This window comes from Mycolicibacter senuensis (assembly GCF_002101885.1).
In the GTDB taxonomy this organism is placed as follows: domain Bacteria; phylum Actinomycetota; class Actinomycetes; order Mycobacteriales; family Mycobacteriaceae; genus Mycobacterium; species Mycobacterium senuense.
This window is the reverse complement of sequence record NZ_LQPS01000016.1, coordinates 78378-100637: the sequence shown is the minus strand read 5'-3', so window position 1 is coordinate 100637 and position 22260 is coordinate 78378. Positions and strand designations below refer to the sequence as shown.

At 67.8% G+C, this 22260-nt stretch carries 16 protein-coding genes and 2 pseudogenes; 3 read left to right on the top strand and 15 right to left on the bottom strand.

The window, feature by feature from the left end; all coding sequences use genetic code 11:
* Positions 1-11: 11 nt before the first annotated feature.
* From sdhC to AWC24_RS02905, 3 genes are all read right to left on the bottom strand, one after another.
* Positions 12-851 (bottom strand): succinate dehydrogenase subunit SdhC, encoded by an 840-nt coding sequence (gene sdhC, locus AWC24_RS02915; RefSeq protein ID WP_085081986.1) that lies wholly within the window; start codon positions 849-851, stop codon positions 12-14.
* A 68-nt stretch (positions 852-919) separates the two neighbouring features.
* The gene (locus AWC24_RS02910) at positions 920-1216 is read right to left on the bottom strand and encodes an Rv0250c family protein (protein WP_085081985.1); all 297 of its coding nucleotides are present in this window, start codon (positions 1214-1216) and stop codon (positions 920-922) included.
* 176 nt (positions 1217-1392) lie between these two features.
* A complete protein-coding gene (locus tag AWC24_RS02905) occupies positions 1393-1839 on the bottom strand; it encodes an Hsp20/alpha crystallin family protein (protein ID WP_085081984.1) in 447 nt (148 codons plus the stop codon).
* 223 nt (positions 1840-2062) lie between these two features.
* Between AWC24_RS02905 and nirB the strand changes: the two genes are divergently transcribed.
* Positions 2063-4639, top strand: coding sequence for a nitrite reductase large subunit NirB (gene nirB, locus AWC24_RS02900; protein WP_085081983.1), 2577 nt, complete (start codon positions 2063-2065; stop codon positions 4637-4639).
* Positions 4636-5004, top strand: coding sequence for a nitrite reductase small subunit NirD (gene nirD, locus AWC24_RS02895; protein ID WP_085081982.1), 369 nt, complete (start codon positions 4636-4638; stop codon positions 5002-5004). The genes nirB and nirD overlap by 4 nt, the downstream gene beginning before the upstream one ends.
* On the opposite strand, the gene AWC24_RS02890 is transcribed toward nirD, so the two are convergent.
* The 6 genes and pseudogenes from AWC24_RS02890 to AWC24_RS02865 form a co-directional block, all read right to left on the bottom strand.
* Positions 5001-6140, bottom strand: coding sequence for a uroporphyrinogen-III synthase (locus tag AWC24_RS02890; RefSeq protein WP_085081981.1), 1140 nt, complete (start codon positions 6138-6140; stop codon positions 5001-5003). The genes nirD and AWC24_RS02890 overlap by 4 nt on opposite strands.
* 84 nt (positions 6141-6224) lie before the next feature.
* Positions 6225-7616 (bottom strand): nitrate/nitrite transporter, encoded by a 1392-nt coding sequence (locus AWC24_RS02885; RefSeq protein ID WP_085081980.1) that lies wholly within the window; start codon positions 7614-7616, stop codon positions 6225-6227.
* A 134-nt stretch (positions 7617-7750) separates the two neighbouring features.
* On the bottom strand, positions 7751-8467 hold the full coding sequence (locus AWC24_RS02880; protein WP_085081979.1) for a sirohydrochlorin chelatase: 717 nt from the start codon (positions 8465-8467) through the stop codon (positions 7751-7753).
* Positions 8464-8763: pseudogene (locus AWC24_RS02875) on the bottom strand (winged helix-turn-helix domain-containing protein); the annotation flags it as partial. The pseudogene AWC24_RS02875 and the gene AWC24_RS02880, both read right to left, overlap by 4 nt.
* A gap of 87 nt (positions 8764-8850) precedes the next feature.
* Positions 8851-10257 (bottom strand): MFS transporter, encoded by a 1407-nt coding sequence (locus AWC24_RS02870; protein WP_085081977.1) that lies wholly within the window; start codon positions 10255-10257, stop codon positions 8851-8853.
* A 255-nt stretch (positions 10258-10512) separates the two neighbouring features.
* Positions 10513-11736: a sodium-dependent bicarbonate transport family permease gene (locus tag AWC24_RS02865; RefSeq protein WP_085081976.1), complete on the bottom strand. Its 1224-nt coding sequence runs from the start codon at positions 11734-11736 to the stop codon at positions 10513-10515.
* Between the two features lie 955 nt (positions 11737-12691).
* Between AWC24_RS02865 and AWC24_RS22815 the strand changes: the two are divergent.
* Positions 12692-13903: pseudogene (locus AWC24_RS22815) on the top strand (SulP family inorganic anion transporter); the annotation flags it as partial.
* A gap of 497 nt (positions 13904-14400) precedes the next feature.
* Here AWC24_RS22815 and AWC24_RS02855 read toward each other — a convergent pair.
* The 6 genes from AWC24_RS02855 to relB all read right to left on the bottom strand — a co-directional run bounded on the left by AWC24_RS02855 (position 14401) and on the right by relB (position 22151).
* Positions 14401-14970 carry a GNAT family N-acetyltransferase gene (locus AWC24_RS02855; RefSeq protein ID WP_407663474.1) on the bottom strand — a complete coding sequence of 190 codons (570 nt, stop codon included), beginning with the start codon at positions 14968-14970 and terminating at the stop codon, positions 14401-14403.
* Entirely contained in the window at positions 14964-15857 is an 894-nt protein-coding gene (locus AWC24_RS02850; protein WP_085081973.1) for a 5-oxoprolinase/urea amidolyase family protein, read from the bottom strand. The genes AWC24_RS02855 and AWC24_RS02850 overlap by 7 nt, the downstream gene beginning before the upstream one ends.
* 12 nt (positions 15858-15869) lie before the next feature.
* A complete protein-coding gene (locus AWC24_RS02845; RefSeq protein WP_085081972.1) occupies positions 15870-16529 on the bottom strand; it encodes a 5-oxoprolinase subunit B family protein in 660 nt (219 codons plus the stop codon).
* A gap of 87 nt (positions 16530-16616) precedes the next feature.
* Complete coding sequence (locus AWC24_RS02840; RefSeq protein WP_085081971.1) at positions 16617-17561, bottom strand: ABC transporter substrate-binding protein; 945 nt, start codon at positions 17559-17561, stop codon at positions 16617-16619.
* A gap of 19 nt (positions 17562-17580) precedes the next feature.
* Positions 17581-21186, bottom strand: coding sequence for a hydantoinase B/oxoprolinase family protein (locus AWC24_RS02835; RefSeq protein ID WP_085082053.1), 3606 nt, complete (start codon positions 21184-21186; stop codon positions 17581-17583).
* A gap of 14 nt (positions 21187-21200) precedes the next feature.
* Positions 21201-22151, bottom strand: coding sequence for a type II toxin-antitoxin system RelB family anti-toxin (gene relB / locus AWC24_RS02830; protein WP_234807232.1), 951 nt, complete (start codon positions 22149-22151; stop codon positions 21201-21203).
* Between the last annotated feature and the right edge of the window lie 109 nt (positions 22152-22260).

Below are 22260 nucleotides of genomic sequence, written 5' to 3'. Positions count from 1 at the left end.
ATGTGGCTTCGTCAGCCGATGAACCGGATATCGGTGAAGACACCGCTGGCCACCATCCAGACATAGAAGTCGGTGAAGGCCAGCGTGCCCAGAGTGATCCAGGCAAACTGCTGGTGACGGCCGTTGAACCAGCTGATCTTCGACCAAAGCCAGTAGCGCACCGGGTTTTTGGAGAAGTGGGTGAGCCGTCCACCCATGACGTGCCGGCAGGAGTGACAACCGCCGGTGTAGGCCCACAGCATTGCCACGTTGACGCAGAGCACGATGTTGCCCAGGCCGAATCCGAATCCACCGGCGCCACCGTTGGCGTCCGCGGAGTAGAACGCGGTGGCCGCGTCATAGGTGTTCAGCATGGTGATGGCCAGTGCGGCGTAAAAGAAGTAGCGGTGGCTGTTCTGGATGATCAGCGGGAACCGGGTCTCACCGGTGTAGCCGGCGCGCGGTTCGGGCACCGCACAGCCGGCCGGCGAGAGCCAGTAGGCGCGGTAGTAGGCCTTGCGGTAGTAGTAGCAGGTCAGCCGGAACGCCAGCAGAAACGGCAGGACCAACGCACCCAGCGGAATCCACCAAGGGAACTCCGGCAGCCAAACCCCCAGGTGACTGGAGCCCTCCACGCAGGACGCGCTGATGCACGGCGAGTAGAACGGGGTCAGGTAGTGATATTTGTCGACCCAGTAGTCGCTGCCCCAGAACGCCCGGATCGTTGCGTAGAGAACCCACGCGCTGAGGAAGACGTTGACCCGCAGTGGCGACAACCACCACCGGTCGGTGCGCAGGGTGCGATCCGCGATTCGTGCGCGAGTCGCCGAGAAGACGCCGGTGCCAGGACGGTTCACGGCGGGTGCGCTCATCTGGGGGGTTCCCTTCGGCTGGATTTCGTCAGCGGGCACCCCCTATATAAGCAGCACCCGGTTGGGGGTCAGTACCTGCCGTGGCCGCCGACGCCCTCGTCGTCGACGTCACGCCAGAATTCGCTGTCGTACTCGGTGTCGGGGATCGCGATCTTCTCCTGGGCGCGCTCGGCGGCCCAGCGTTGCAGATCGAGCTCCCCGGCGTCGGATTCGAGGAGTTGAACATCGGCGAGGATGCGCTCGGCGTCCATCTCGATGCGGCGCATCCCGGGGATGTCACCGAACCGGGTCTTCAGTCCCAGCACGCAGCGCCGCAGATCCCCGATCAGGGCGTGCAGTTCGGCGAGTTCGCTAGCGCTAGACACCGGTTCCTCCTCAGGTGTTACGGATCACAGTACGTTCACCCGATGCTAGCCACATCGGGAACCGGACGTGAGACAGATCACGTTGATGTGGCAGAACACCGGACACGCGAAGGACACGCGAAAAACCCCCACACACGCTGTGTGCGGGGGTTTTCCGGCGGGCCGTGCCGCGCGGCCTACTTGGTGATGGCGATCCGCTGCGGCTGGGCGCCGGCATGGACGCCGGTCACCCGGACGCTGAGTACGCCGGCGTCGTAAGACGCCGAGATCGCGTCGCCGGTGACGTGCCCCGGTACCGCAAACGACCGGCGGAACGCGCCGTAGCGCACCTCGCGCAACGTGCGGTGGTCATTGCCGGGATCGGTTTCGGCGTGCTCGTCGCGACGCTCGCCGCGGATGACCAGACGGCCGTCGTCGAGTTCGACGGTCAGGTCCTTCTCCACGTCGATGCCCGGGAGCTCCAGGCGGACCACCGCGTCGTCGCCGTCCTTGGTGATCTCCGCCGCCGGCCGGAAGCCGCCGGTCTCGGGTGCCCGCCAGTCGCTGGCCGTGGCTGGGCCGAAGAAGTCGCGAACCCACCGGTCGGTGTCGAACGGGCGGGGCCACAGAGTCAGGGTGCTCATTGGTGTCACTACCTTTCTTGGATTGCTGCCGCGCCGGTCGGGTGTGCCGGCCCGTCACCGAGTAGAACTTGAGTCGACCACGCTAAAGTTCCGTGTTCGCCGACAGTGAACAAACCCACACTTCAGGGGCCCGGTGAACGCCCTCACAGCGCCGTGAGCACACCGTCACACGCTTGTAACGCATGGCGATACTGCCGCAATATCGGCTTTCTAATCTCAGCGCATGGCCCCGATCGAAACGCCCCGCGCCGGCGACCCCCTTCGGGAACTGGTCGTAGTCGGACACGGCATGGTCGGCCACCGCTTCGTGGAGGCGCTGCGCAGCCGGGCCGGCAGTGGAAGCTGGCGGGTCACCGTGCTCGCCGAGGAGTCCGACCCGGCCTACGACCGGGTCGGGCTGACGTCCTACACCGACGGTTGGGACCGTTCCCGGCTGGCGCTGCCCGGCAACGACTACGCCGGCGACGGGCAGGTCCGGCTGCTGCTCAAATCCCGGGTCACCGAGATCGACCGCGGCGCCAAGACCGTGCAGACCGCCAACGGCGACAGTCACAGCTACGACACCCTGGTGCTGGCGACCGGCTCGCGGGCGTTCGTGCCGCCGGTGCCCGGCCACGATCTCCCGGGCTGCCACGTGTACCGCACGCTGGACGACCTCGACGGTATCCGCGCCGACATCGAATGCATATTGGAAGCCGGCGGCACCCGCGCCGGCGTGGTCATCGGCGGCGGACTGCTGGGTCTCGAGGCGGCCAACGCCCTGCGGGCATCCGGGATCGAACCGCACATCGTCGAGATGGCGCCGCGCTTGATGCCGCAGCAGCTCGACGACGCCGGCGGCTCACTGCTGGGCCGGATGATCTCCGATCTGGGCATCGCAGTCCACGTCGGTGTCGGTACCCAGGCCATCGAGCGCCGCACCCACGAGCACCGGTCGCCCACGCTGGCGGTGCGGCTCTCCGACGACACCGTCATCGAGGCCGGACTGGTGATTTTCGCCGCCGGGGTCCGCCCGCGCGACGAGCTGGCCCGCGCGGCCGGGCTGTCGATCGCCGAGCGCGGCGGCGTGCTCACCGACATCTCCTGTATGACCAGCGATGCCGACGTCTACGCGATCGGCGAGGTCGCAGCCATCGAGGGCGTCTGCTACGGCCTGGTCGGCCCCGGCTACACCAGCGCCGAGGTGGTCGCCGACCGGCTGCTGGATGGCCTTGCCGAATTCGGCGAAGCCGACATGTCCACCAAACTCAAGCTGCTCGGCGTCGATGTGGCCAGCTTCGGCGACGCGATGGGGGCCACCGAGAACTCACTGTCGGTGGTGGTCAACGACCCGGTGAAGGGCACCTACGCCAAGCTGGTGCTCTCCGACGACGCCAAGACGCTGCTCGGCGGGATTCTGGTCGGTGACGCCTCCGCCTACGGCGTGCTGCGGCCGATGGTCGGCGCCGAGTTGCCCGGCGACCCGCTGGACCTGATCGCGCCGGCCGGTTCCGGCGCAGGCAGCAAGACCTCGCTGGGGATCAGCGCGCTGCCCGGCGCGGCGCAGATCTGCTCGTGCAACAACGTCTCTAAGGACGCCATCGTCGGAGCCATTCAAGATGGCTGCCACGACGTGCAGGCACTCAAAGAGTGCACCAAGGCCGGAACCTCCTGCGGCTCCTGCATTCCGCTGCTCAAGGAACTGCTGATCGCCGAGGGCGTGGAGCAGTCGAAGGCGCTGTGCGAGCACTTCGCCCAGTCGCGCGCCGAACTCTTCCAGATCGTTCAGGTCACCGGGATTCGCACCTTCTCCGAACTCCTGCAGCGCTTCGGGACCGGGTACGGCTGCGACATCTGCAAACCGACCGTCGCCTCCATCCTGGCGTCCACCGGTTCCGAGCACATCCTGGAGGGCGAGCAGGCGGCACTGCAGGACTCCAATGACCACTTCCTGGCGAACATTCAGCGCAACGGCAGCTACTCGGTGGTGCCCCGGGTACCCGGCGGTGAGATCAAGCCCGAGCACCTGATCCTGATCGGGCAGATCGCGCAGGAGTTCGGGCTCTACACCAAGATCACCGGCGGGCAGCGGATCGACATGTTCGGCGCCCGGGTCGATCAGCTGCCGGCCATCTGGCGCAAGCTGGTCGACGCGGGCATGGAATCCGGTCAGGCGTACGGCAAGTCGCTGCGCACCGTGAAGAGCTGCGTGGGCAGTGACTGGTGCCGCTACGGGCAGCAGGACTCGGTGAAGATGGCGGTCGACCTGGAACTGCGCTACCGCGGCCTGCGCGCGCCGCACAAGATCAAGATGGGGGTGTCCGGCTGTGCGCGGGAATGCGCCGAGGCGCGGGGCAAGGACGTCGGCGTGATCGCCACCGAGATCGGTTGGAATCTCTACGTCGGCGGCAACGGCGGGATGTCGCCCAAGCACGCGCAGCTGCTCGCCGCCGACATCGACACCGAGACGGTGTTCCGTTACATCGACCGGTTCTTGATGTTCTACATCCGCACAGCGGATCGGCTGCAGCGCACCGCGCCCTGGGTCGAGTCGATCGAAGGCGGCCTCGACCACATCCGCGCGGTGGTCTGCGAGGACTCACTCGGGCTGGCCGAGGAGTTCGAGGCGGCGATGGCCCGCCACGTCGACAACTACACCGACGAATGGAAGGGGGTGCTCGACGACCCGGAGAAGCTGTCGCGCTTCGTGTCGTTCGTCAACGCCCCCGACGCCGAAGACCCCACCGTCGCGTTCACCGAGCGTGACGGCCGCAAAATACCGCTGCCCATCCCGGTACTGCGCACTGAGGAGGAATCATGATCACCACCACCGCCAACTCCGCATGGACCACCGCCTGCCGGTACGACCAGCTCGTCCCCGGCCTCGGCGTGGGTGTGCTGCTCGACAACGGCAAGCAGGCCGCGTTGTTCCGGCTCGACGACGGTTCGGTGCACGCCGTCTGCAACGTCGACCCGTTCTTCCGGGCGGCGGTGCTGTCCCGGGGGATCGTGGGTGACCGCGGCGGCCGGCTCTCGGTCATCTCGCCGCTGAAGAAGCAGGCGTTCGCCTTCGACGACGGCAGTTGCCTGGACGACCCGCGTATCTCGGTGCGGGTGTACCCGACGCGGGTCGTGGACGGCTACGTGCAGATCGGCCGGACCGTCTCCGAGCGGGCCGTCGCCTAACCGCTCGCCTGATCGACCGCCAGCCGGTAGCCGCGTTTGACGACGGTGGCGACGATATTCTTGTCGCCCAGCGCATTTCGCAGTCGCAGCACCGCCGTTTCCACGGCGTGCGTGCTCCGGCCGTTGCCCGGCAGCGCGTCGAGCAGATCGTCGCGGGACACCACCTTGCCGGGATGACGAGCCAGCGCCCGCAGCGTCGCCATCCCGGCGGGGGACACCGTCTTGGCCGCCCCGTCGACCAGCACGCAACTGCTGCGGACCTCGATCCGGTGGCCGGCGGCGTAGACGGTGCGGGAACGCAATCGGGGAAGTTGGTCGACGATGTGGCGAGCCAACGCTCCCAACCGCATTCGTCGCGGTGACGAAGTGGGAACACCCAGCTGCGCCAGCGGCCGGGCGGTCAGCGGGCCCACACACATCGCGTGTACCTCCGATCGCAGCGCCCCGAGCAGCTCGTCGGAGACGCCGAGCTCGACGGCGCGGGTGAGCGTCGCCATCACCGCCGCGGCTGAGGTGAAGCTGACGGCGTCGAACTGCCGCTGGGCGATCTCGGTGGTCAGTTGGTCGAACTCTCCGCCGCGCCGGGCCGCGCGCCACCGGTAGACCCGGATGGGCGTCACTTCGGCGCCCGCACAATGGAATCGGTCGAGCAGTTCGGGAGCCGGATCCCAGCCGCCACTGGTGCCGTGCAGCTGTACTGCGATGCGGCAGCCGGAGACACCCGCCGCCCGCAGGTAGCCGAGCATCGCGGCCGATGATTCGGATGCCGGCGACCACTCCTCGGGCAGGCCGGCGGCGCGCAGTGCGCCCACCGCCTTGGGGCCACGAGCGACGATACGGGCGGTGTGCAACGCCTCGATGAGCCCATCGGCCAGTCCCCAACCCTCGGCCGCGGCGATCCAGCTGCGGAAACCGATCGCGGTCGTCACCACCAGGATGTCTGGTGGTCCCGCGATCAATTCCTCGGTACGCCGATGTAATTCGTCGTCATCGGTCAGGTCGACCATGTCGATCGCCGGTGCGGCGCAGACGGTGGCGCCGTGGCGCCGCAGCAGGGTGCTGAGCTCGTCAGCGCGACGCGCCGAGGTCACCGCGACCCGGTAGCCGCTCAGCGCCGACCGGTCTGGCCGGCTCATCTGGAAACCACCGCGGCAGCGAGATCCGGTCGCCGTTGCGGGCAGTCGCCGGCCCGGTTCGGCTCCGTCGCGGTGGCGGCCACCTCAGGCCGGGGCCAGGGCGGTCCGGGCCGGTTGCGCGGTGAGCAGCGGGCTGCGCACATATCTGAACCAGGTCACCCCGGCGGCGCCGACGTAGCCGGACAAGAAGATCCAGAACGCCGTCGTGGCCGAACCACTGGACAGATACGACTGGCGCAGCGCCAGATTGATGCCGACGCCGCCGAACGCCCCGATGGCACCGGCGAAGCCGATCAACGCCCCCGACATGGCCCGCGACCACTGCCGCCGTTCGCTCTCACCGAGGCCCAGGGCATGACTGCGGGCCTCGAAGACCGACGGGATCATCTTGTACACCGAGCCGTTGCCGATCCCCGAGACGATGAACAACGCCACGAAGCCGATGCCGTAGCCGACCATGGTGGCGCTGGTGGTGGGACCGCCGTGATGGTCGGCCAGCACGCTGACACCGACGAGCAGCCCGGCGGCCGCGAACATGCCGCCGAACGCCGCCAGGGTGACCCGGCCACCGCCGAGCCGGTCGGCTATCCGGCCTCCGAATATCCGGGCCAGCGAACCCAGCAGCGGTCCCAGAAACGCAATTTGTGCGGCGTGCAGTGCGGCCTGCGCGGGGCTCTGACCGCTGCTCATGAAGCTGATCTGCAGTACCTGGCCGAAGGCGAACGAGAAGCCGATGAAGGAGCCGAAGGTACCGATGTACAGCAGGGCGATGATCCAGGTGTCGGTCACGGGCAGGATCGAGCGCATCGCGGACAAGTCGACCTTGTGGTTGTCGAGGTTGTCCATGAACAATGCCGCGCAGATCCCGGTCACCGCCAAGAACACCAGATAGACCGCGCATACCCAATACGGTTGCCGGTTGCCCGCGGTGGCCAGCACTCCCAACCCGATCAGCTGGATCAGCGGCACGCCGAGGTTGCCTCCGCCGGCGTTGACCGCCAGCGCCCAGCCCTTGAGCCGGTTCGGGTAGAAGGCGTTCACGTTGGTCATCGAGGCGGCGAAATTGCCGCCACCGAGGCCGGTCAGGGCCGCGCACACCAGGTACGGCCACAGTGGCAGTCCGGGGTTGGCCAGCAGCACCGTCATCCCCACCGTCGGGATCAACAGGACCAGCGCGGAGAAGACCGTCCAGTTGCGGCCGCCGAATGTCGCGGTCGCCAGCGAGTAGGGAATGCGTAACGCACCGCCGGCCAGGGTTGCGGTGGCCGCCAGGAGGAATTTGTCGCCGGCGGTGAAGCCGTACACCGACTCCGGCATGAACAGCACCATCACCGACCAGATCGACCAGATCGAGAAGCCGACGTGTTCGGCCACCGTCGACCAGATCAGGTTGCGGCGGGCGATCTTGTCGTTCCCGGCCGCCCAGGCCACGGTGTCTTCGGGATCCCAGTCAGTGAGGAGGTGTGAACGAGCCATGTGGATACGGTAGGAATGTTTCGTTACCGCAAGGCTGCATCCGATGTCGGCCCCGTGAACTTCTGCTCACGGCCTCACCGAGCAGGTGTGAGACGCCACTGCCCGCGATGGGCCGGCGAATGCCCCGGCGCCTGCTACCGGTGATCGCCGAAAAGACCTGACCGCAGGGGGATCCGAGTCCGGGCGGTGATGAATCGATCGGCCACGATCCGGGCGATAGCGGGGTGGGTTCCCAGCGGCTGGGTCACCAGATCCGCCCCGGCGTCGTGCAGTCGCCGTTGAAACAGGCCGTCGGCCAACAGATAAGAAGCGACCGCCACCCGGGCCGCGCCCCGGCGCCGCAAGCCGGCGACCGCCTCGGTCACGGTGGGGGCGCCGGTGGCGGCGAACGCCACCTCGACGGGCGACCCGAGCAGCCGTGTCAGCATCCGCGCGGCGTGGACCAGGTCGGCGCGCGCTGTGGGGTCCGACGAACCGGCTGCGGCCAGGATCACCGCATCCCCGCAACGCCAGCCCGATTCGGTAAGCCGCGCGGCGACCACGGCGGTGACCCGGGGATCCGGCCCCAGCGCGGGCGCGATCGTCACGTCCGGGTGCCCACTGGCCAGGACATGCGTCGGTACGTCGACGCCGACGTGGTAACCGCGGGCCAGAAAGGCCGGGACGACGACTGCCGGGCGGCCGGTAGGGGCTTCAGCGGAAAGGATCTCTCCGGGAGTGGGACCCAGTACGTCGACGAACGCCACCCGCACCGGCCGGGCCAGCAGCGCGCCGACACGTTCGGCGAGTTCGCCGATCATCAGCACACCCTCGGGCCGGCGGGTGCCGTGTGCCACCAGGATCGGGATCATGTTTCCCCCTGGTGGCCGTCGACCGCGAGCCGGTAGCCGCGCTTGACGACGGTGGCAACGATCTGGCTGTCGCCCAATGCTGTTCGCAGCCGAAGTACCGCGGTGTCCACCGCGTGCGCACTGCTTCCCTGTCCCGGCAGTACTTGCAGCAACGCGTCGCGGGCCACGACGGCGCCCGGCCGGTGCGCCAGCACCCGCAGGGTGGCCAGGCCGGCGGGAGACACCGGCTTGATCATCCCGTCGACGAAGACCCGGCCGTCCTCGATCTCGATGAGGTGCCCGGCCGCCTGAACGGTGCGCATGTATAAGGTTTAACGGCAGCCGATTTCAGCTGTGTTACCGACCGATTTCCAAACCGTTGCCCGGTATGGGCGCGATTTCGGTCACACCGGCACCTTTTCGGTGCCGCGCGGGGCCGGCGGGGTCGCCGCGGCCGGTATCCGCGGCGGACGACGGACGTACCTCGCCCAGGTCAATGTCGCTGCCGCGCAATACGCTGCGAGGAAGATCCAGAAGGCGGGCGTCTCGCTGCCCGTGCTGGCGTAGGCCTGTCGCAACGTCAGGTTGATGGCCACCCCGCCGAGTGCGCCGACCGCCGTGGCGAATCCGATCAACGCGCCGGAATGCGAACGCGCCCAGTGCCGGCGTTCGGGTTCGGTGCGGTTCAGTGACCGGCTGCGGGCCTCGAAGATCGACGGGATCATCTTCAACACCGATCCATTACCCATCCCGGCCAGGATGAACAGCACCAGGAACGCGGTGATGTAGGCCATGATGGTGGACGTCGACACCGAGCCGGGGGTGCGGTCGTCGATGGTGCTGGTGACGGCCAATACCGCTGCGGCAAACAACATTCCGACGAAGACGACGAAGGTGACCCGTCCGCCGCCGCGCCGGTCGGCCACCCGGCCGCCGTAGATGCGGGCCAAGGCGCCCAACAGGGGCCCCAGGAAGGCGATCCGGGCGGCGTACAGCGAGGCCTCGGCGGGGCTGTGGCCGGTCTCCTCGAATGTGACATGCAGCACCTGGGCGAACGCAAAGGCGAAGCCGATGAACGAGCCGAAAGCCGCGCAGTACAGTGCCGAGATGACCCAGCTGTCGGGGACCGACAGGATCGACCGGATACTGCCCACCTCTTCGGCGCCGTGGTCGAGATTGTCCATCCGCAGCGCCGCGCCGATGCCTACCAGCGCGAGCAACACCAGATAGACAGCGCAGACCAGCTCCGGCTTGGTGTTTCCGGCGGTGGCCAGCACCAGCAGGCCGACCAGTTGGATGGCGGCCACCCCGAGGTTGCCGATTCCGCCGCACAGCCCGAGCGCGACGCCTTTGAGGCGTTGCGGATAGAACGCGTCCACGTTGGCCAGTGACGCCGCGTAGTTGCCGCCGCCGAGTCCGGTCAGGGCCGCGCACACCAGATACATCCACAACGGCTGGCCGGGGTTGACCAGCAACAACAGCGTCCCGACGGTGGGTATCAGCAGGATCAGCGAGGACAACACCGCCCAGTCGCGTCCGCCGAACTTGGCGGTCGCCGACACGTAAGGAATCCGCACACCCGCACCGACCAGGGTGGCGACCGCCGCGAGCAGCAGTTTGTCGCCCGGCGTTATGCCGTAAACCGGTTCCGGCATGAACAGCACGACCACCGACCACAGTGACCAGATGGAAAAGGCGACGTGCATGGTTGCCGTCGACCAGATCAGGTTGCGCCGGGCGACGGCTTTGTTGCCGCCTTCCCAGGCCGCGCAGTCCTCCGGGTCGAATTCGCTGATGTGGGCGGGCGTCATTGAAATCTCCTCGTGCTCTGAGCCACCGTCGCGTCGTGCCGCGCGCGCCGCGGTGGGTCGCCGTGCGAACATATCCAGCTGAACTGACAAGTTGCGGTGTAAAAGCTGTAAAAGCCTTGGAGTGCAACCACGCTGGCGCAGGTAGCTTCGCAGACACCGGCTCGGAGAAGTGGCCTACGTCACGTATCGGCGGGAGGCGCAGGAGATTTCGCCGGCGTCAAGTGGCGAATCGCGCGCCGGCCGGTACGGTCTCGATCAGCCGAGTGGCAGCCAGTTGTTGACGGCTTGAGCGATCTGCAGGTACAGCGGAATGCCGATGGTCACGTTGTAGGAGAACGTCAGTCCCAGCGAGGCCGCCAGCGGCACCGTGGGACTGGCCTCGGGAATCGCGATTCGTTGCACCGCGGGGACGGCGATATACGACGCCGCTCCGCACAGCACGGCGAACAGCACGTAGCTGCCGATCTCGAAGTGGGTGGCGGTGGCTTGCGCGTAGCCGTGGATGATGAGGATCCCCGCTATCGCAAAGAGGTTCGGCGCCAACAACCCGAACACGATCAATCCGCGTCCGGCGGCCTGCAGGTCTTTGAGTTTGCGCGACGCCGTCATACCCATCTCGAGCAGGAACAGGCCCAGGATGCCCTGGAACGCCGTCACGAACACGGGGTCGCCTTCCGCGATGACCGCCGGGCCCTGCAGGCGGCCGACGAAGCCGATGATGATCCCGCCGAAGAGCAGGTACAGCCCGGGGTTGAGCAGTACTTCACGCAGCAGCGGCGCGCTGACCGGTGCCGCGGCCATCGGCGCCGGGCCGGCACCGGCCGGATCGGGATGCGCTCGCTTCTCCAGTGAGACCTCCAGTTCCTCTTGGGCCTCGAGCTGACGTGCGGTCACGGGCTGCTGTGCGCTCAGCTGAGCGGCGGTGACCAGTTCGAGGCGGGCCTTCGGGTCGTACCCGGGCTCGTCGGGCATGTTGCCCAGCGCGTCCATTCCGCGCTCACGTAACCGCGCCACCAGCAGCAGCGCCACGATGCAGCCCGGGATCTCCATGATGGCCAGCATCACCGGCATGTAGGCGTCGAAGGCGATGTCCAACGCGGCCAGCACCCCCAGGCAGGTGGCGAACGTGCCCGCCGAATCCGATCCGTAATAGCCGGCCACGGTCGCTCGGTCGACACGTCGCATCCTGGTCATCCGGGTCAACATCCCGTAGGCGACGAATCCGATGATCAGGTTGGTGACGAAACCCAACACGATGAACCCGAGGACGTTGCCGATGCTCGATCCGTCGATGGTGGCGAGCTCCTGGCCGCCACGCCAGCCGATTGCCAGCAGCAGGTACAAAGTCAATCCCTGGTACAGCACGTAGGGGAATTCGAACTGGACTTTGAGGATCGGGATCAGGAAACCCATATAGAAGAAGAGCAGCAGTGGTTTGAAGAGGTTGTGGGTGAAGTTGTGCCAGAACTCGAACAGCATGGAGTCTCCCGTGTCGGTGGCCGGAGCCGCGCCAGACTATTCGGTGCTGCTGCCTGAGGGCTGCTGCGGCGGCTATGCATTTGCTGTGGGGTCCGCGACCGGAAGAAACTCGGCTCTGGTGTTGTCGTAGCGGGTTGGTGCCCCGGGGGCCGGGTGCGGCGCGAGAGCGACTGTCTCACAACCGCTTCGACATGCCATCTCGATGAGGACTCCAGCCCGCCCCGTTGTCGATCAGTGCGGAGCGCGGGATGTCGTGTTGTTCAACGGTTTTGTGGGAGACTGCATGGACGATGGTGCTGGTGGCGCGGCGTAGGATTCCAGTGTCGGTGCGATTGGCGAGGCGTCAGTGGGTGAACTCGGCTCGCCGGCATCGGTCGGGGCCGTGTGTGGGCTGGGTTCGACGCGCCGCGGGGATGACCACCCGAGCCTTCGGCACCAGCTGAAACCGGCCGATCACCGGTGTCTTGAGACGCCCTATTACGAGAATCTTGAAACGTCAGAGCTGCTAGTTTGCTGTGAAGGTAGTTGCCAAGCTTCTGGGAAGGCGGCGATGGTGCCACCTCGTACGCCCAGCTCCGGGATAATGCCACCCTCAAACGGCACTGGCGGCTTGTAACCCCGGCGTTGGCCAAGTGCCAACAGTCGTGAGCGTCGCATGTCAACTGGGGTATTCGGCACGGGCCGCCGTGATAACCGCGGGGCCCATCGAGCCGACGCCGTCGTGGCCCGGTTCGAGGTTCATCGTCGTATCGGGCCGGCGATTCGGCGTTCGCAGTGGCAGCGCGGATTTCACGGTGACTGCGTACAAGTGGCGGACGCCGCTGGAACGGCTACCATGCGATTGTTCGTCCCGCCCCGTACCGCCATCCTGCTGTCATCGAGTCGGATTCACGCTGCACCAGTTCCGGCAGCGCTTCACCCAACCGTTTTGAGCCGCTGCCGAGAGACCTGATCCATGCAACAGAGCCTGACCGTTCCGGCCGAGAAGCCGCGCAATGGCGTAGCCGGTCTCAAGCACTGGCGCTACGATCTGCGGTCGGGTTTTACGGTGGCCATGATCTCACTGCCGTTCTCGATGGGAATCGCGATCACCTCCGGCGCGCCGCCGATCTGCGGGATCGTGTCGGCGATCATCGCCGGTTTTGTCCTGCCGTTTCTGGGCGGCTCGTATGTGACCATCAGCGGTCCGGCGGCGGGTCTGGCGCCGGCCCTGTTCGCCGGCATGATCACGCTGGGACAGGTCCGCCTGGGCGACGGCGCCTCGGAATCCGAGCTGCTTGCGGTGGGTTACCCCCTGGTCCTGGTTGCCATCGCCCTTGCGGGTGTGGTGCAGGTGATCCTTGCCAGGTTGAAGGTGGCCCGCCTGAGCGCCATCTTCCCGGCCGCGGCCATTCAGGGCATGCTGTGCGCGATCGGCCTGATGATCATCGCCAAGCAGATCCCGCTGTTTATGGGCGTCACGTTCGAGGCACGCGAATTCTGGGCGATCCTGGGCGAAGTGCCACGCCGTGTCGGGACGATCAACCCGGCGGTCTTCGGCCTGGGGGTCGGTTGCCTGGCGGGGCTTTTCGTGCTGACGGCGATTTCCGGGCGGCTGCTGAAAGTCATGCCGCCTCCGGTCTGGGTGTTCCTCGCCGGCACGCTCGCCAGCGTATTCATCCTGAAGCTGGACGAGCACTACCTGATCAACGTCCCAGGTTCGCTCATGGACGGGATTGTCCTACCCGAGTTCGGAACGGTGTTCGCCCATCCCGAATTATGGCTGCCGCTGGTCTACCTGGTCGTCACCCTGGTCTTGATCGACGGGACCGAGTCCCTGGCGACGATCGCGGCCGTGGACAAGATCGACCCATTTCGTCGCCGTTCCGACCCGGATCGGACCCTGCTGGCCATGGGCGCGTCCAACGTCGCCTCCAGCGCGCTCGGTGGCTTGACCATCATCCCCGGAATGGTCAAGAGCACGGCCAATATCATGGGCGGCGGCCGCACCCAGTGGGCCAACTTTTACAACGCCTGCTTCCTACTGGTGTTCGTGCTGCTGTGCACCGACCTGATCAACCTGGTCCCTTTGACGGTGTTGGCCGCCGTCTTGGTGTTCATCGGCTACAAACTGTGTAGACCCGCGGTTTGGCTCAATGCCGCACGGGTCGGGTCCGAACAGTTCGTCGTCTTCGCGACCACTGTGCTCGTGACGGTGACGACGGACCTGCTCATCGGTATTTTCGCCGGCGTCGCCACGGAATTGGTACTGAATCTGTGGTTGGTGAGCCTTTGGCACACGGTGCGCAAGGGCTCGGATTCCGCCAGGCCGAATCTTGCCGGCCGCTTCCTGGGTCTCTTCCGCAATCCGGTGTCGCGACGGCACTTCGATGACGGTGCCTACCACCTGTACCTGGATGGTTCCCTGGTGTGTTTCAACCTGTTCCACGTAATTCGGGAGTTGGGGCAGCTTCCGCAGGATACCCAGGCGGTACACCTGCACCTCGGCTCGCGCGTGCCCCTCGTCGATCACACGACAAGCGGATCCCTTCGTTCTTTCCTGGAGGAGTTCAGCGGCCAAGGCCAGACCCCGACGCTGGTGATCGAGGGATGGGACCACCTGCGGCCTCTCTCCAAGCACGAGATGAGCACGCGAATCGCCCTGGCCAGCCTCGAGGAGTTGGTCTACCAGACGCCGCCGTCGCGCCAGTCGCAGGCCAGATCTGAGGTGGTATCCAGGTCTAACTCTGTCGGCATCACAAAGACGGTGCCGTCGGCTTCGGGAGTACGCTGCGGTCCGGTCGGCGACAGCACCGACGTCGGCCCGCGCCACGGCAGCCAACCCCGCGAACTGTAGATCCGCCGGCTGATCTCGGCCGAACTGAGCGCGCCGACTTCGAAGGCGCCCCGGATCACCTGTTCGCAGGCATCCAACACCGCGGTCGCCAAGCCTTTGCCCCGGTGGTCCTCGGCGACCGCGACGGCCTCCACGTAGCCGCAACGCAGAGATCGGCCGCGGTACAGCAGGTGGCGCCGGACCACTGCACCGTGGGCGATCAGTATGCCGCGGCGCCAGATGAGCGCGTGCATACCGCCGAGCGCGTGCTGCCAGTGGTCGCCGGGGGCCGTGTCACCTGAGGCCGCAAAGGCGTGGTCGACCAGTTCGCGAGCGCCGCGACGGGTTTCGTCGTCCAGATCGGAGGTGTGGATCAGGCGGGCGGTGTGAATCTTGCCGGGCACCCGCCGGCCTACCAGGTCGAGTGGTCGGCCGGGTGCCGGAGCGGCCGCGACCAATGCATCCGCACCGTCTGTCCGGGCCTGATCTGCCCCAGCGTGTCGATGTCCTCCTCGACCACCACACCGACCACCGGGTAGGCGCCGGTCACCGGGTGGTCCGGGCCCAGGATGATCGGGAAACCGTTCGGTGGAACCTGGATCGCGCCGCGATCGGCGCCTTCGGCGGGCAGCTGCCGCTCCGGCCACCGGTACTCCAGCGGCATTCCCACCAGCCGCATCCCGACGCGGTCACTGCGGTTGGTCACCAGCCAGTTGGTGCGCACCATGACGTCGGGGTCGACGAACCAATCGTCGCGGGGGCCGGGGGTCACCCGCAGCTCGACCACGTCGTCTGGGATCGTCGCCACCGGTGCCTGGTCGATCTCCGGATAGTCGCCGGTTCGCTCGCCGATCTGCAGCACATCGCCGTCGCGCAACGGCGCCGGTCCGATCGCGGCCATCACGTCGTAGCTGCGCGAGCCCAGCACGGGCGCGACCTCGATGCCCCCGCGCACCGCCAGGTAGGTTCGCAGCCCCGACCGGGGGGTGCCCAGTGAGATGACCTCTCCGTCATGGACGCGCTGAATGCTGTTGCTGCCGAACGTAACCCCGTTGACCTCCGGATCGGTGTCAGCGCCGGTGACCGCGATGTCGACATCGCCGCCGTGAACGCGCGCGGCGAATCCGCCGAACGCGACCTCGATGGTGGCCCGATCGTCGGGATTGGCCACCAAACGGTTGGCCAACTGGTGCGACCGGCGATCGGCGGCTCCGGAACGGGTGACACCGAGATGACCCAGCCCGGCCCGGCCCAGGTCCTCGACCAAGGCCAGCGGACCGGTACGCAGTATCTCCAACGTGGTCATGTCATCCTCCCGTCACACGGCCCGGAATTGCACCGTCAGGCCCGGTGTCAGCAGCGCGGGGTGGGGCCGTTGCAGATCCCACAACACCGCGTCCGTGCGCCCGATCAACTGCCAGCCGCCCGGCCACTGGCGCGGGTAGACGCCGCTGAACTGTCCGGCCAGCGCCACCGAGCCGGCCGGAACGGTGTCCCGCAACTCGGCGCGGCGCGGCACCTGCAGCCGCGGGTCGCCGCCGATCAGGTAGGCGAATCCCGGTGTGGAGCCGCCGAATCCGACCCGCCACGGCGTCGTGGTGTGAGCGTTGATCACCTGGGCGACGGTCAATCCGGTGCGCTCGGCCACCTCGGCTAGGTCGGCGCCGTCGTAGACCACGTCGATCACCACATCGATGGCGGCGTCCTGCGCGGTGGGTTCGATCTCGTCCGGCTCGACCGTCAATTTGGCCAACCGGCGCCGCACCTCTGCCTGGTGGGCGGGCGCGGCCAGCTTCACGAAGACGGTGTGCGACGCCGGAATGATGTCGATCACCCCGGGGACCGCGGCGGCGGTCAGGGCAGCGGTCCACGCCAGCACCTCGGCGGTCCGGTCGAACTGCAACAGCAGCGCGCAGTCGCCGTAGTCCAGGATGCTGTCGGTCTGGGTGAGATCCGTGAAATCCAGTGTCGCGCTCATGCCCCCGACCGTAGTCGGGGAAAGTGATCCAGGCCACATTTCTGGCGGCTATGCCAGAGGGGTCTTACCGAATACGCAGAGTTCAGGTCAGCCGAGCGCCTTGGCGATGAGGCCGGGCAGCTGGTCGGCCACCAGCGGGTAGCTCAGCGGCGAGGCGAAGGCGACCGCGCCGGCCTGTTCCTCGGTGGTGAAGACACTGCGCGACTCGTAGGCGGCGAGGTCCGGATCACCGAGCAACGCCCGGCGCTCGTCGTCGCTCTCGGTGGTCCAGATCAGTACGTCGGCGGCGCCGAGGAGCGAACCGATCCGGTCGCGCTCGACCACCGCGGGCGCCTCGGCGACGGTCAGCCCCAGCTGCGAGAGGAACTCGGTGCGCCAACCGGTGGCCGCGGTGAGCTCGCCGTGGTCGAGGCGCCCGTCTAGTAGCAGGGCCCGCTTGCCCTGGAAGCCGGGGTGCGCGGCGGCCGCCTCGGCGAACCTGGTGTCGACCCCGTCGATGAGTGCCTGCATCTGTTGTGGCTGGTGTACCGCTCGGCCGATGGCGGTGGCCTGGGTGCGCCACGGCTCGAAGAAGGCGTCACCGTTCGACTGCGGCACGGTCGGCGCGATCGCCGACAGCTGCTGGTAGGTGTCGGCGTCCACCCCGGCGTTCGTCGCGACGATCAGATCCGGCTTGAGCTCGGCGATCCGGGCGACCGCGATCCCGTCGTCCAGGTTCAGCACCGCCGGTTCGGCGTCACCGAGACGCTGCTGCGCCCAGGGCCATACCGCGAACGGCTGGTCGCCGAACCAGTCGGTGACCGCGATCGGTACCACGCCCAGGGCGAGCAGGTCGTCCTGCCCGGTGTAGCCGGCGCAGACAACCCGCTTGGGCGGCTCCGGGACGGTGGTCTCACCGAACAGATGCGTTAACGTGACCGGGCCCGGCGCCGCGGCCCGGTCGTGTTCATCCGACGAGCAGGCCGCCAGCAGCGTTGCCGCCCCGGCGGCGCAGAGGCCGAAGAAGCCGCGCCGGCTCCACTGGACGCGCATTGCGCGAGATTAGCGCTGATCAGCGAGGTTCGCCATATCCGCCGCCGCCGGGGGTCTCGATCACCAACACGTCGCCGGGCGCCATGTCGGTCGAGTCGCAACCCGCCAGCTCGGTCACCGCCCCGTCGGCGCGCTCCACCCGGTTGTGTCCGATCGCCCCGGGTGTTCCGCCGGCCATGCCGTACGGTGCGACGGCCCGATGTCCCGAGAGCACACTGACGGTCATCGGCTCGCGGAACTCGATGCGCCGCAGCCCGCCGTCGCCGCCGGTCCAGCGCCCCGGGCCGCCGCTGCCGCGCCGGATAGTGAACTCGCGCAACAACACCGGGAAACGCATCTCGAGAACTTCGGGGTCGGTTAGGCGGGAGTTGGTCATGTGGGTCTGCACCACCGATGCGCCGTCGAAGCCGTCGCCGGCGCCGGAGCCGGAGCCGAGTGTCTCGTAGTACTGGTGGCCGGCATTGCCGAACGTGACGTTGTTCATCGTGCCGGAACCTTCGGCCTGCACCCGCAGTGCGCCCAGCAGTGCTCCGGTGATCGCCTGGGAGGTTTCGACGTTTCCGGCCACCACCGCGGCCGGGTAGCCCGGCGTCAGCATGGTTGCCTCCGGAATCGTGATGCGAAGCGGGCGAAGGCAGCCGTCGTTGATCGGGATGTCGTCGTCGACCAGGGTGCGGAACACATAGAGCACCGCGGCGGTCGCGACCGACGACGGCGCGTTGAAATTCGTCGCCAACTGAGGCGAGGTTCCGTCGAAATCGATGGTGGCGCTGCGGGCGGCGCGGTCGACGGTCACCCGCACCGCGATCGTCGCTCCGGAGTCCATCGCATAGCGGTATTCGCCGTCGTCGAGGGAGTCGATCACCCGGCGCACCGCCTCCTCGGCGTTGTCCTGGACGTGACGCATGTAGGCCTGCACGACATTCAGGCCGAAATGCTCGATCATAGCCCGGATCTCGTCGATCCCCTTCTGATTGGCGGCGACCTGCGCGCGCAGGTCCGCGAGGTTGGTGCCGGGGCTGCGTGAGGGGAACCGTCCCCCGGTGAGCAGCGATCGGGTCTCCGCCTCACGGAAGCTCCCGTCGTCGACCAGTAGCCAGTTGTCGAACAGCACACCTTCCTCGTCGACGGTGCTGCTGTCGGCCGGCATGGAACCCGGTGTGGTGCCCCCGATTTCGGCGTGATGCCCGCGGGAGGCGACGAAGAACAACACCGGGTCGTCCGGGTTCGCGGACTCGCGGTAGACCGGGGTGATGACGGTGATATCCGGCAGGTGGGTGCCACCGTGATAGGGGTCGTTGACGGCGTAGACCTGACCGGGCCGCAGCTGCCCGGCCCGCCGGGTGATCACCTCCTTGACGGTGGCGCCCATCGATCCCAGATGCACCGGGATGTGCGGCGCGTTGGCGACCAGGTCGCCGTCCGCGTCGAACAGTGCGCAGGAGAAGTCCAGCCGTTCACGGATATTCACTGATTGAGCGGTGGCCTCCAGCCGGGTGCCCATCTGCTCGGCGATGGCCATGAACAGATTGTTGAAGATCTCCAGCAGCACCGGGTCGGCGTGGGTTCCGGCGTCATCGGGCGTCACGGCCGTCGTCCGTCGCAACATCAGCTGTCCGTCGGCGGTCAGCCGCGCCTGCCAGCCGTCGTCGACGACGGTGGTGGCGTTGTCTTCGGCGATGATGGCCGGCCCCGACACGACGTCGGCGGGGGTGATCGCCTCCCGCCGGTACAGCGGCGCGTCCCGCCAGCTGCCGGCGGTGTAGAGCCGAACGGCCTCGGCGGGGCGGCGGTCGGTGCCGGATGCCGCCCGGTCGGCCAGGTCGGGCTGTTCGGTGAGGCCGGTCGCCTCGACGGCGACCGCTTCGGCGATCAGCGGTCGCTCCATCAGGAACGAGTACATGCTGCGGTGAATGTCTTCGAATGCCGCCGTCATCTGCGCCACGCCGTCCAGTTCGACGGGGATGGCGGTGTCGGTGCCCTGGTAGCGCAGGTGAGCCCGGCGTGCCACTTGTATCCGGGCGGCCGGAATGTCTTGGGCGGCAAGGGTTGCACGTGCCTGCCGCTCCAGGCCGTCGGCGATGTCGCCGAGTTCGGGCGCCGCGGAGTCCAGCCGGGCCTCGACGGAGCGCTCCCGTATCACGGTGGTGTCGGCCAGCCCGATGCCGAGCGCGGACAGCACGCCGGCCATCGGCGGGACCAGCACCGTGCGGATGCCGAGTTCGTCGGCGACCGCGCAGGCGTGCTGGCCACCGGCCCCACCGAAGGTGGTCAATGCGTAGCGGGTGATGTCGTGGCCCTTGGCCACCGAGATCTTCTTGACCGCGTTGGCCATGTTCGCCACCGCGATCCGCAGGAACCCCTCGGCGACCTCTTCGGGGCTGCGGCCGGCGGAATTCGGGCCGGTGGCCGCGTCGATTGCGGCGGCCAGGTCGACGAAGGCCCGGCGCACCGCCGCCGCGTCCAGGGGCTCGTCGCCGGAGGGCCCGAACACCGGCGGAAAATGCGCCGGCTGGATGCGTCCGAGCAGCACGTTGGCGTCGGTGACGGTCAGCGGGCCGCCGCGCCGGTAGCAGGCCGGTCCCGGGTCGGCGCCCGCGGATTCCGGCCCTACCCGGTATCGGCTGCCGTCGAAGTGCAGGATCGATCCGCCCCCGGCGGCGACGGTGTGGATGTGCAGCATCGGCGCCCGCAGCCGCACCCCGGCGACCTCGGTGGTGAACACCCGCTCGTAACCGCCCGACGCGGCGCTGTAATGCGAGACGTCGGTGGAGGTTCCGCCCATGTCGAACCCGATCACCGAATCGAATCCGGCCAGCGCCGACATCCGGACCATGCCCACGATCCCCCCGGCGGGGCCGGACAGGATCGCGTCCTTGCCGCGGAAGTGATCTGCCGCGGCCAGCCCGCCGTTGGACTGCATGAACATCAGCCGCACGCCGCGCAGTTCGTCGGCCACCTGGGCCACGTAGCGGCGCAGCACCGGGGACAGGTAGGCGTCGACGACCGCGGTGTCGCCGCGTGGAATCAGCTTGGGCAGCGGGCTGACTTCACTCGACAGTGAGATCTGGGTGAAGCCGAGCTGTTCGGCCAGCGCACCGATCGCCTGCTCGTGCGCCGGGTTCCGGTAGCTGTGCAGGCACACCACGGCCAGCGAGCGGATCCCGTCGGCGTGGGCAGTGCGCAGTGCGTCGCCCAGGGACTCCAGGTCGGGGGCGCGCAGTACGCCGCCGTCGGCGCCGATCCGCTCGTCGACCTCCACGGTCTGCTCGTGGAGCTGGTCGGGCAGCACGATGTGGCGGTCGAAGATGCGGGGCCGGTTCTGGTAGGCGATGCGCAGCGCGTCGCCGAACCCGCGGGTGATGACCAGCAGGGTGCGTTCCCCGGCGCGTTCCAGCAGGGCGTTGGTGGCCACCGTGGTGCCCATCCGTACCGCATCGACGGTGCCGGGCGGAATCGGTGCGTCATCGGGGATCTGCAGCAGGGCGCGGATTCCGGCCACCGCGGCATCGCGGTACCGGCCCGGGTTCTCCGAGAGCAGCTTGTGGGTGAGCAGGCGTCCATCGGGCCGTCGGGCCACGATGTCGGTGAAGGTGCCGCCCCGGTCGATCCAGAACTGCCACATCGTCGACACGGCCCCTATTGTGCCCAACCGCCGGTCGGCCCGGGCATGGACGCCGCATCCGAGGGCCGCTGTCTGGTCAGCAGGGACACCGCGAACTCGCCGTAGGCGCGTGCGGTCTCTTCGGGGGTGGCGGGACCGGCGGCGTTGAACCACTGCGGCAGTGACGTGCACATGGTCGCGATGGCGCGCCCGGCGATCCGGCGGTCGGCGGCGTCGCCGAGCACCGTCGTGACGCCATCGACGGCACGGAGGCCGGCTTCCTCCGATGCCCGGTCGATCGCGGCATCGAGCATGTGCTGCACTTTGTTTCGCGCTTCGGCGATGCGTCTCCGGTTGGCCGGGTTCAGGCTGCGCATCTCGCTTGCCCCGATGAACGCCAGCTTCTGGCGGTGGGTGTGGAACAGCGCCAGCGCCTCGACGATGCGCCGCACCTGGTCGATGCCGGTTGACGCGTCGGTGCGGGCGGCCGCAACACGCCAGTGCAGTTCGGCCATGGTGGCATCCAGTATCGCGACCAGCAGTGCCTGCTTGTCTGGGTAGTGGTGGTAGATGCCGGGCACGCTCATGGTCGCGCGCGAGGCCACATCCCGCATGGTGCTGCCGTGGTAGCCGGTGTCGACGAACGCATCGACGGCTGCGCGCAGCACGGTGTCCAGAACCAACGGCGGAAACGTTCGCCAGTCGCGCTCGGGCGGATGCGGCTCCGCTGCGGCTCGATCGGGGCCGGACGCGGGTAGCCCGGTGCCGCCGTCCAGGAGTTGCGCGGCCGTCACACCCAGCGCCCGCGCGTACTGCTGCAACCGTGTCACCGAGATCCCTGTCTTGCCATTCTCGACCGCGCTGACGGTGGCCGCGCTGAGCTGCAGGCGCTGCGCCAGCTCCCGCACGGTCATCCCCCGGGCCCGGCGCGCCGCCCGGATCGCACCGCCGCACGAGGCGGTCGTATCCACCATCATGTTCAGCATTACTGAACTATAGCCGGCCCCGACCCGCTTTTGCGCCGCCCGTTTTGACTGGACAAGGCCTTGTGTGCCAAAGTCCGTACTGTTCGGACCGAACGATTGGTCGGTCAGG

Coding starts and splice junctions, on each gene's coding strand:
- sdhC (WP_085081986.1), bottom strand. CDS start 851: ATGAGCGCACCCGCCGTGAACCGTCCTGGCACCGGCGTCTTCTCGGCG.
- AWC24_RS02850 (WP_085081973.1), bottom strand. CDS start 15,857: ATGACCACGTTGGAGATACTGCGTACCGGTCCGCTGGCCTTGGTCGAG.
- AWC24_RS02905 (WP_085081984.1), bottom strand. CDS start 1,839: ATGAGCACCCTGACTCTGTGGCCCCGCCCGTTCGACACCGACCGGTGG.
- AWC24_RS02870 (WP_085081977.1), bottom strand. CDS start 10,257: ATGACGCCCGCCCACATCAGCGAATTCGACCCGGAGGACTGCGCGGCC.
- AWC24_RS02840 (WP_085081971.1), bottom strand. CDS start 17,561: ATGCGCGTCCAGTGGAGCCGGCGCGGCTTCTTCGGCCTCTGCGCCGCC.
- AWC24_RS02835 (WP_085082053.1), bottom strand. CDS start 21,186: ATGTGGCAGTTCTGGATCGACCGGGGCGGCACCTTCACCGACATCGTG.
- nirB (WP_085081983.1), top strand. CDS start 2,063: ATGGCCCCGATCGAAACGCCCCGCGCCGGCGACCCCCTTCGGGAACTG.
- AWC24_RS02865 (WP_085081976.1), bottom strand. CDS start 11,736: ATGCTGTTCGAGTTCTGGCACAACTTCACCCACAACCTCTTCAAACCA.
- AWC24_RS02890 (WP_085081981.1), bottom strand. CDS start 6,140: ATGAGCCGGCCAGACCGGTCGGCGCTGAGCGGCTACCGGGTCGCGGTG.
- AWC24_RS02845 (WP_085081972.1), bottom strand. CDS start 16,529: ATGAGCGCGACACTGGATTTCACGGATCTCACCCAGACCGACAGCATC.
- relB (WP_234807232.1), bottom strand. CDS start 22,151: ATGCTGAACATGATGGTGGATACGACCGCCTCGTGCGGCGGTGCGATC.
- AWC24_RS02880 (WP_085081979.1), bottom strand. CDS start 8,467: ATGATCCCGATCCTGGTGGCACACGGCACCCGCCGGCCCGAGGGTGTG.
- AWC24_RS02885 (WP_085081980.1), bottom strand. CDS start 7,616: ATGGCTCGTTCACACCTCCTCACTGACTGGGATCCCGAAGACACCGTG.
- nirD (WP_085081982.1), top strand. CDS start 4,636: ATGATCACCACCACCGCCAACTCCGCATGGACCACCGCCTGCCGGTAC.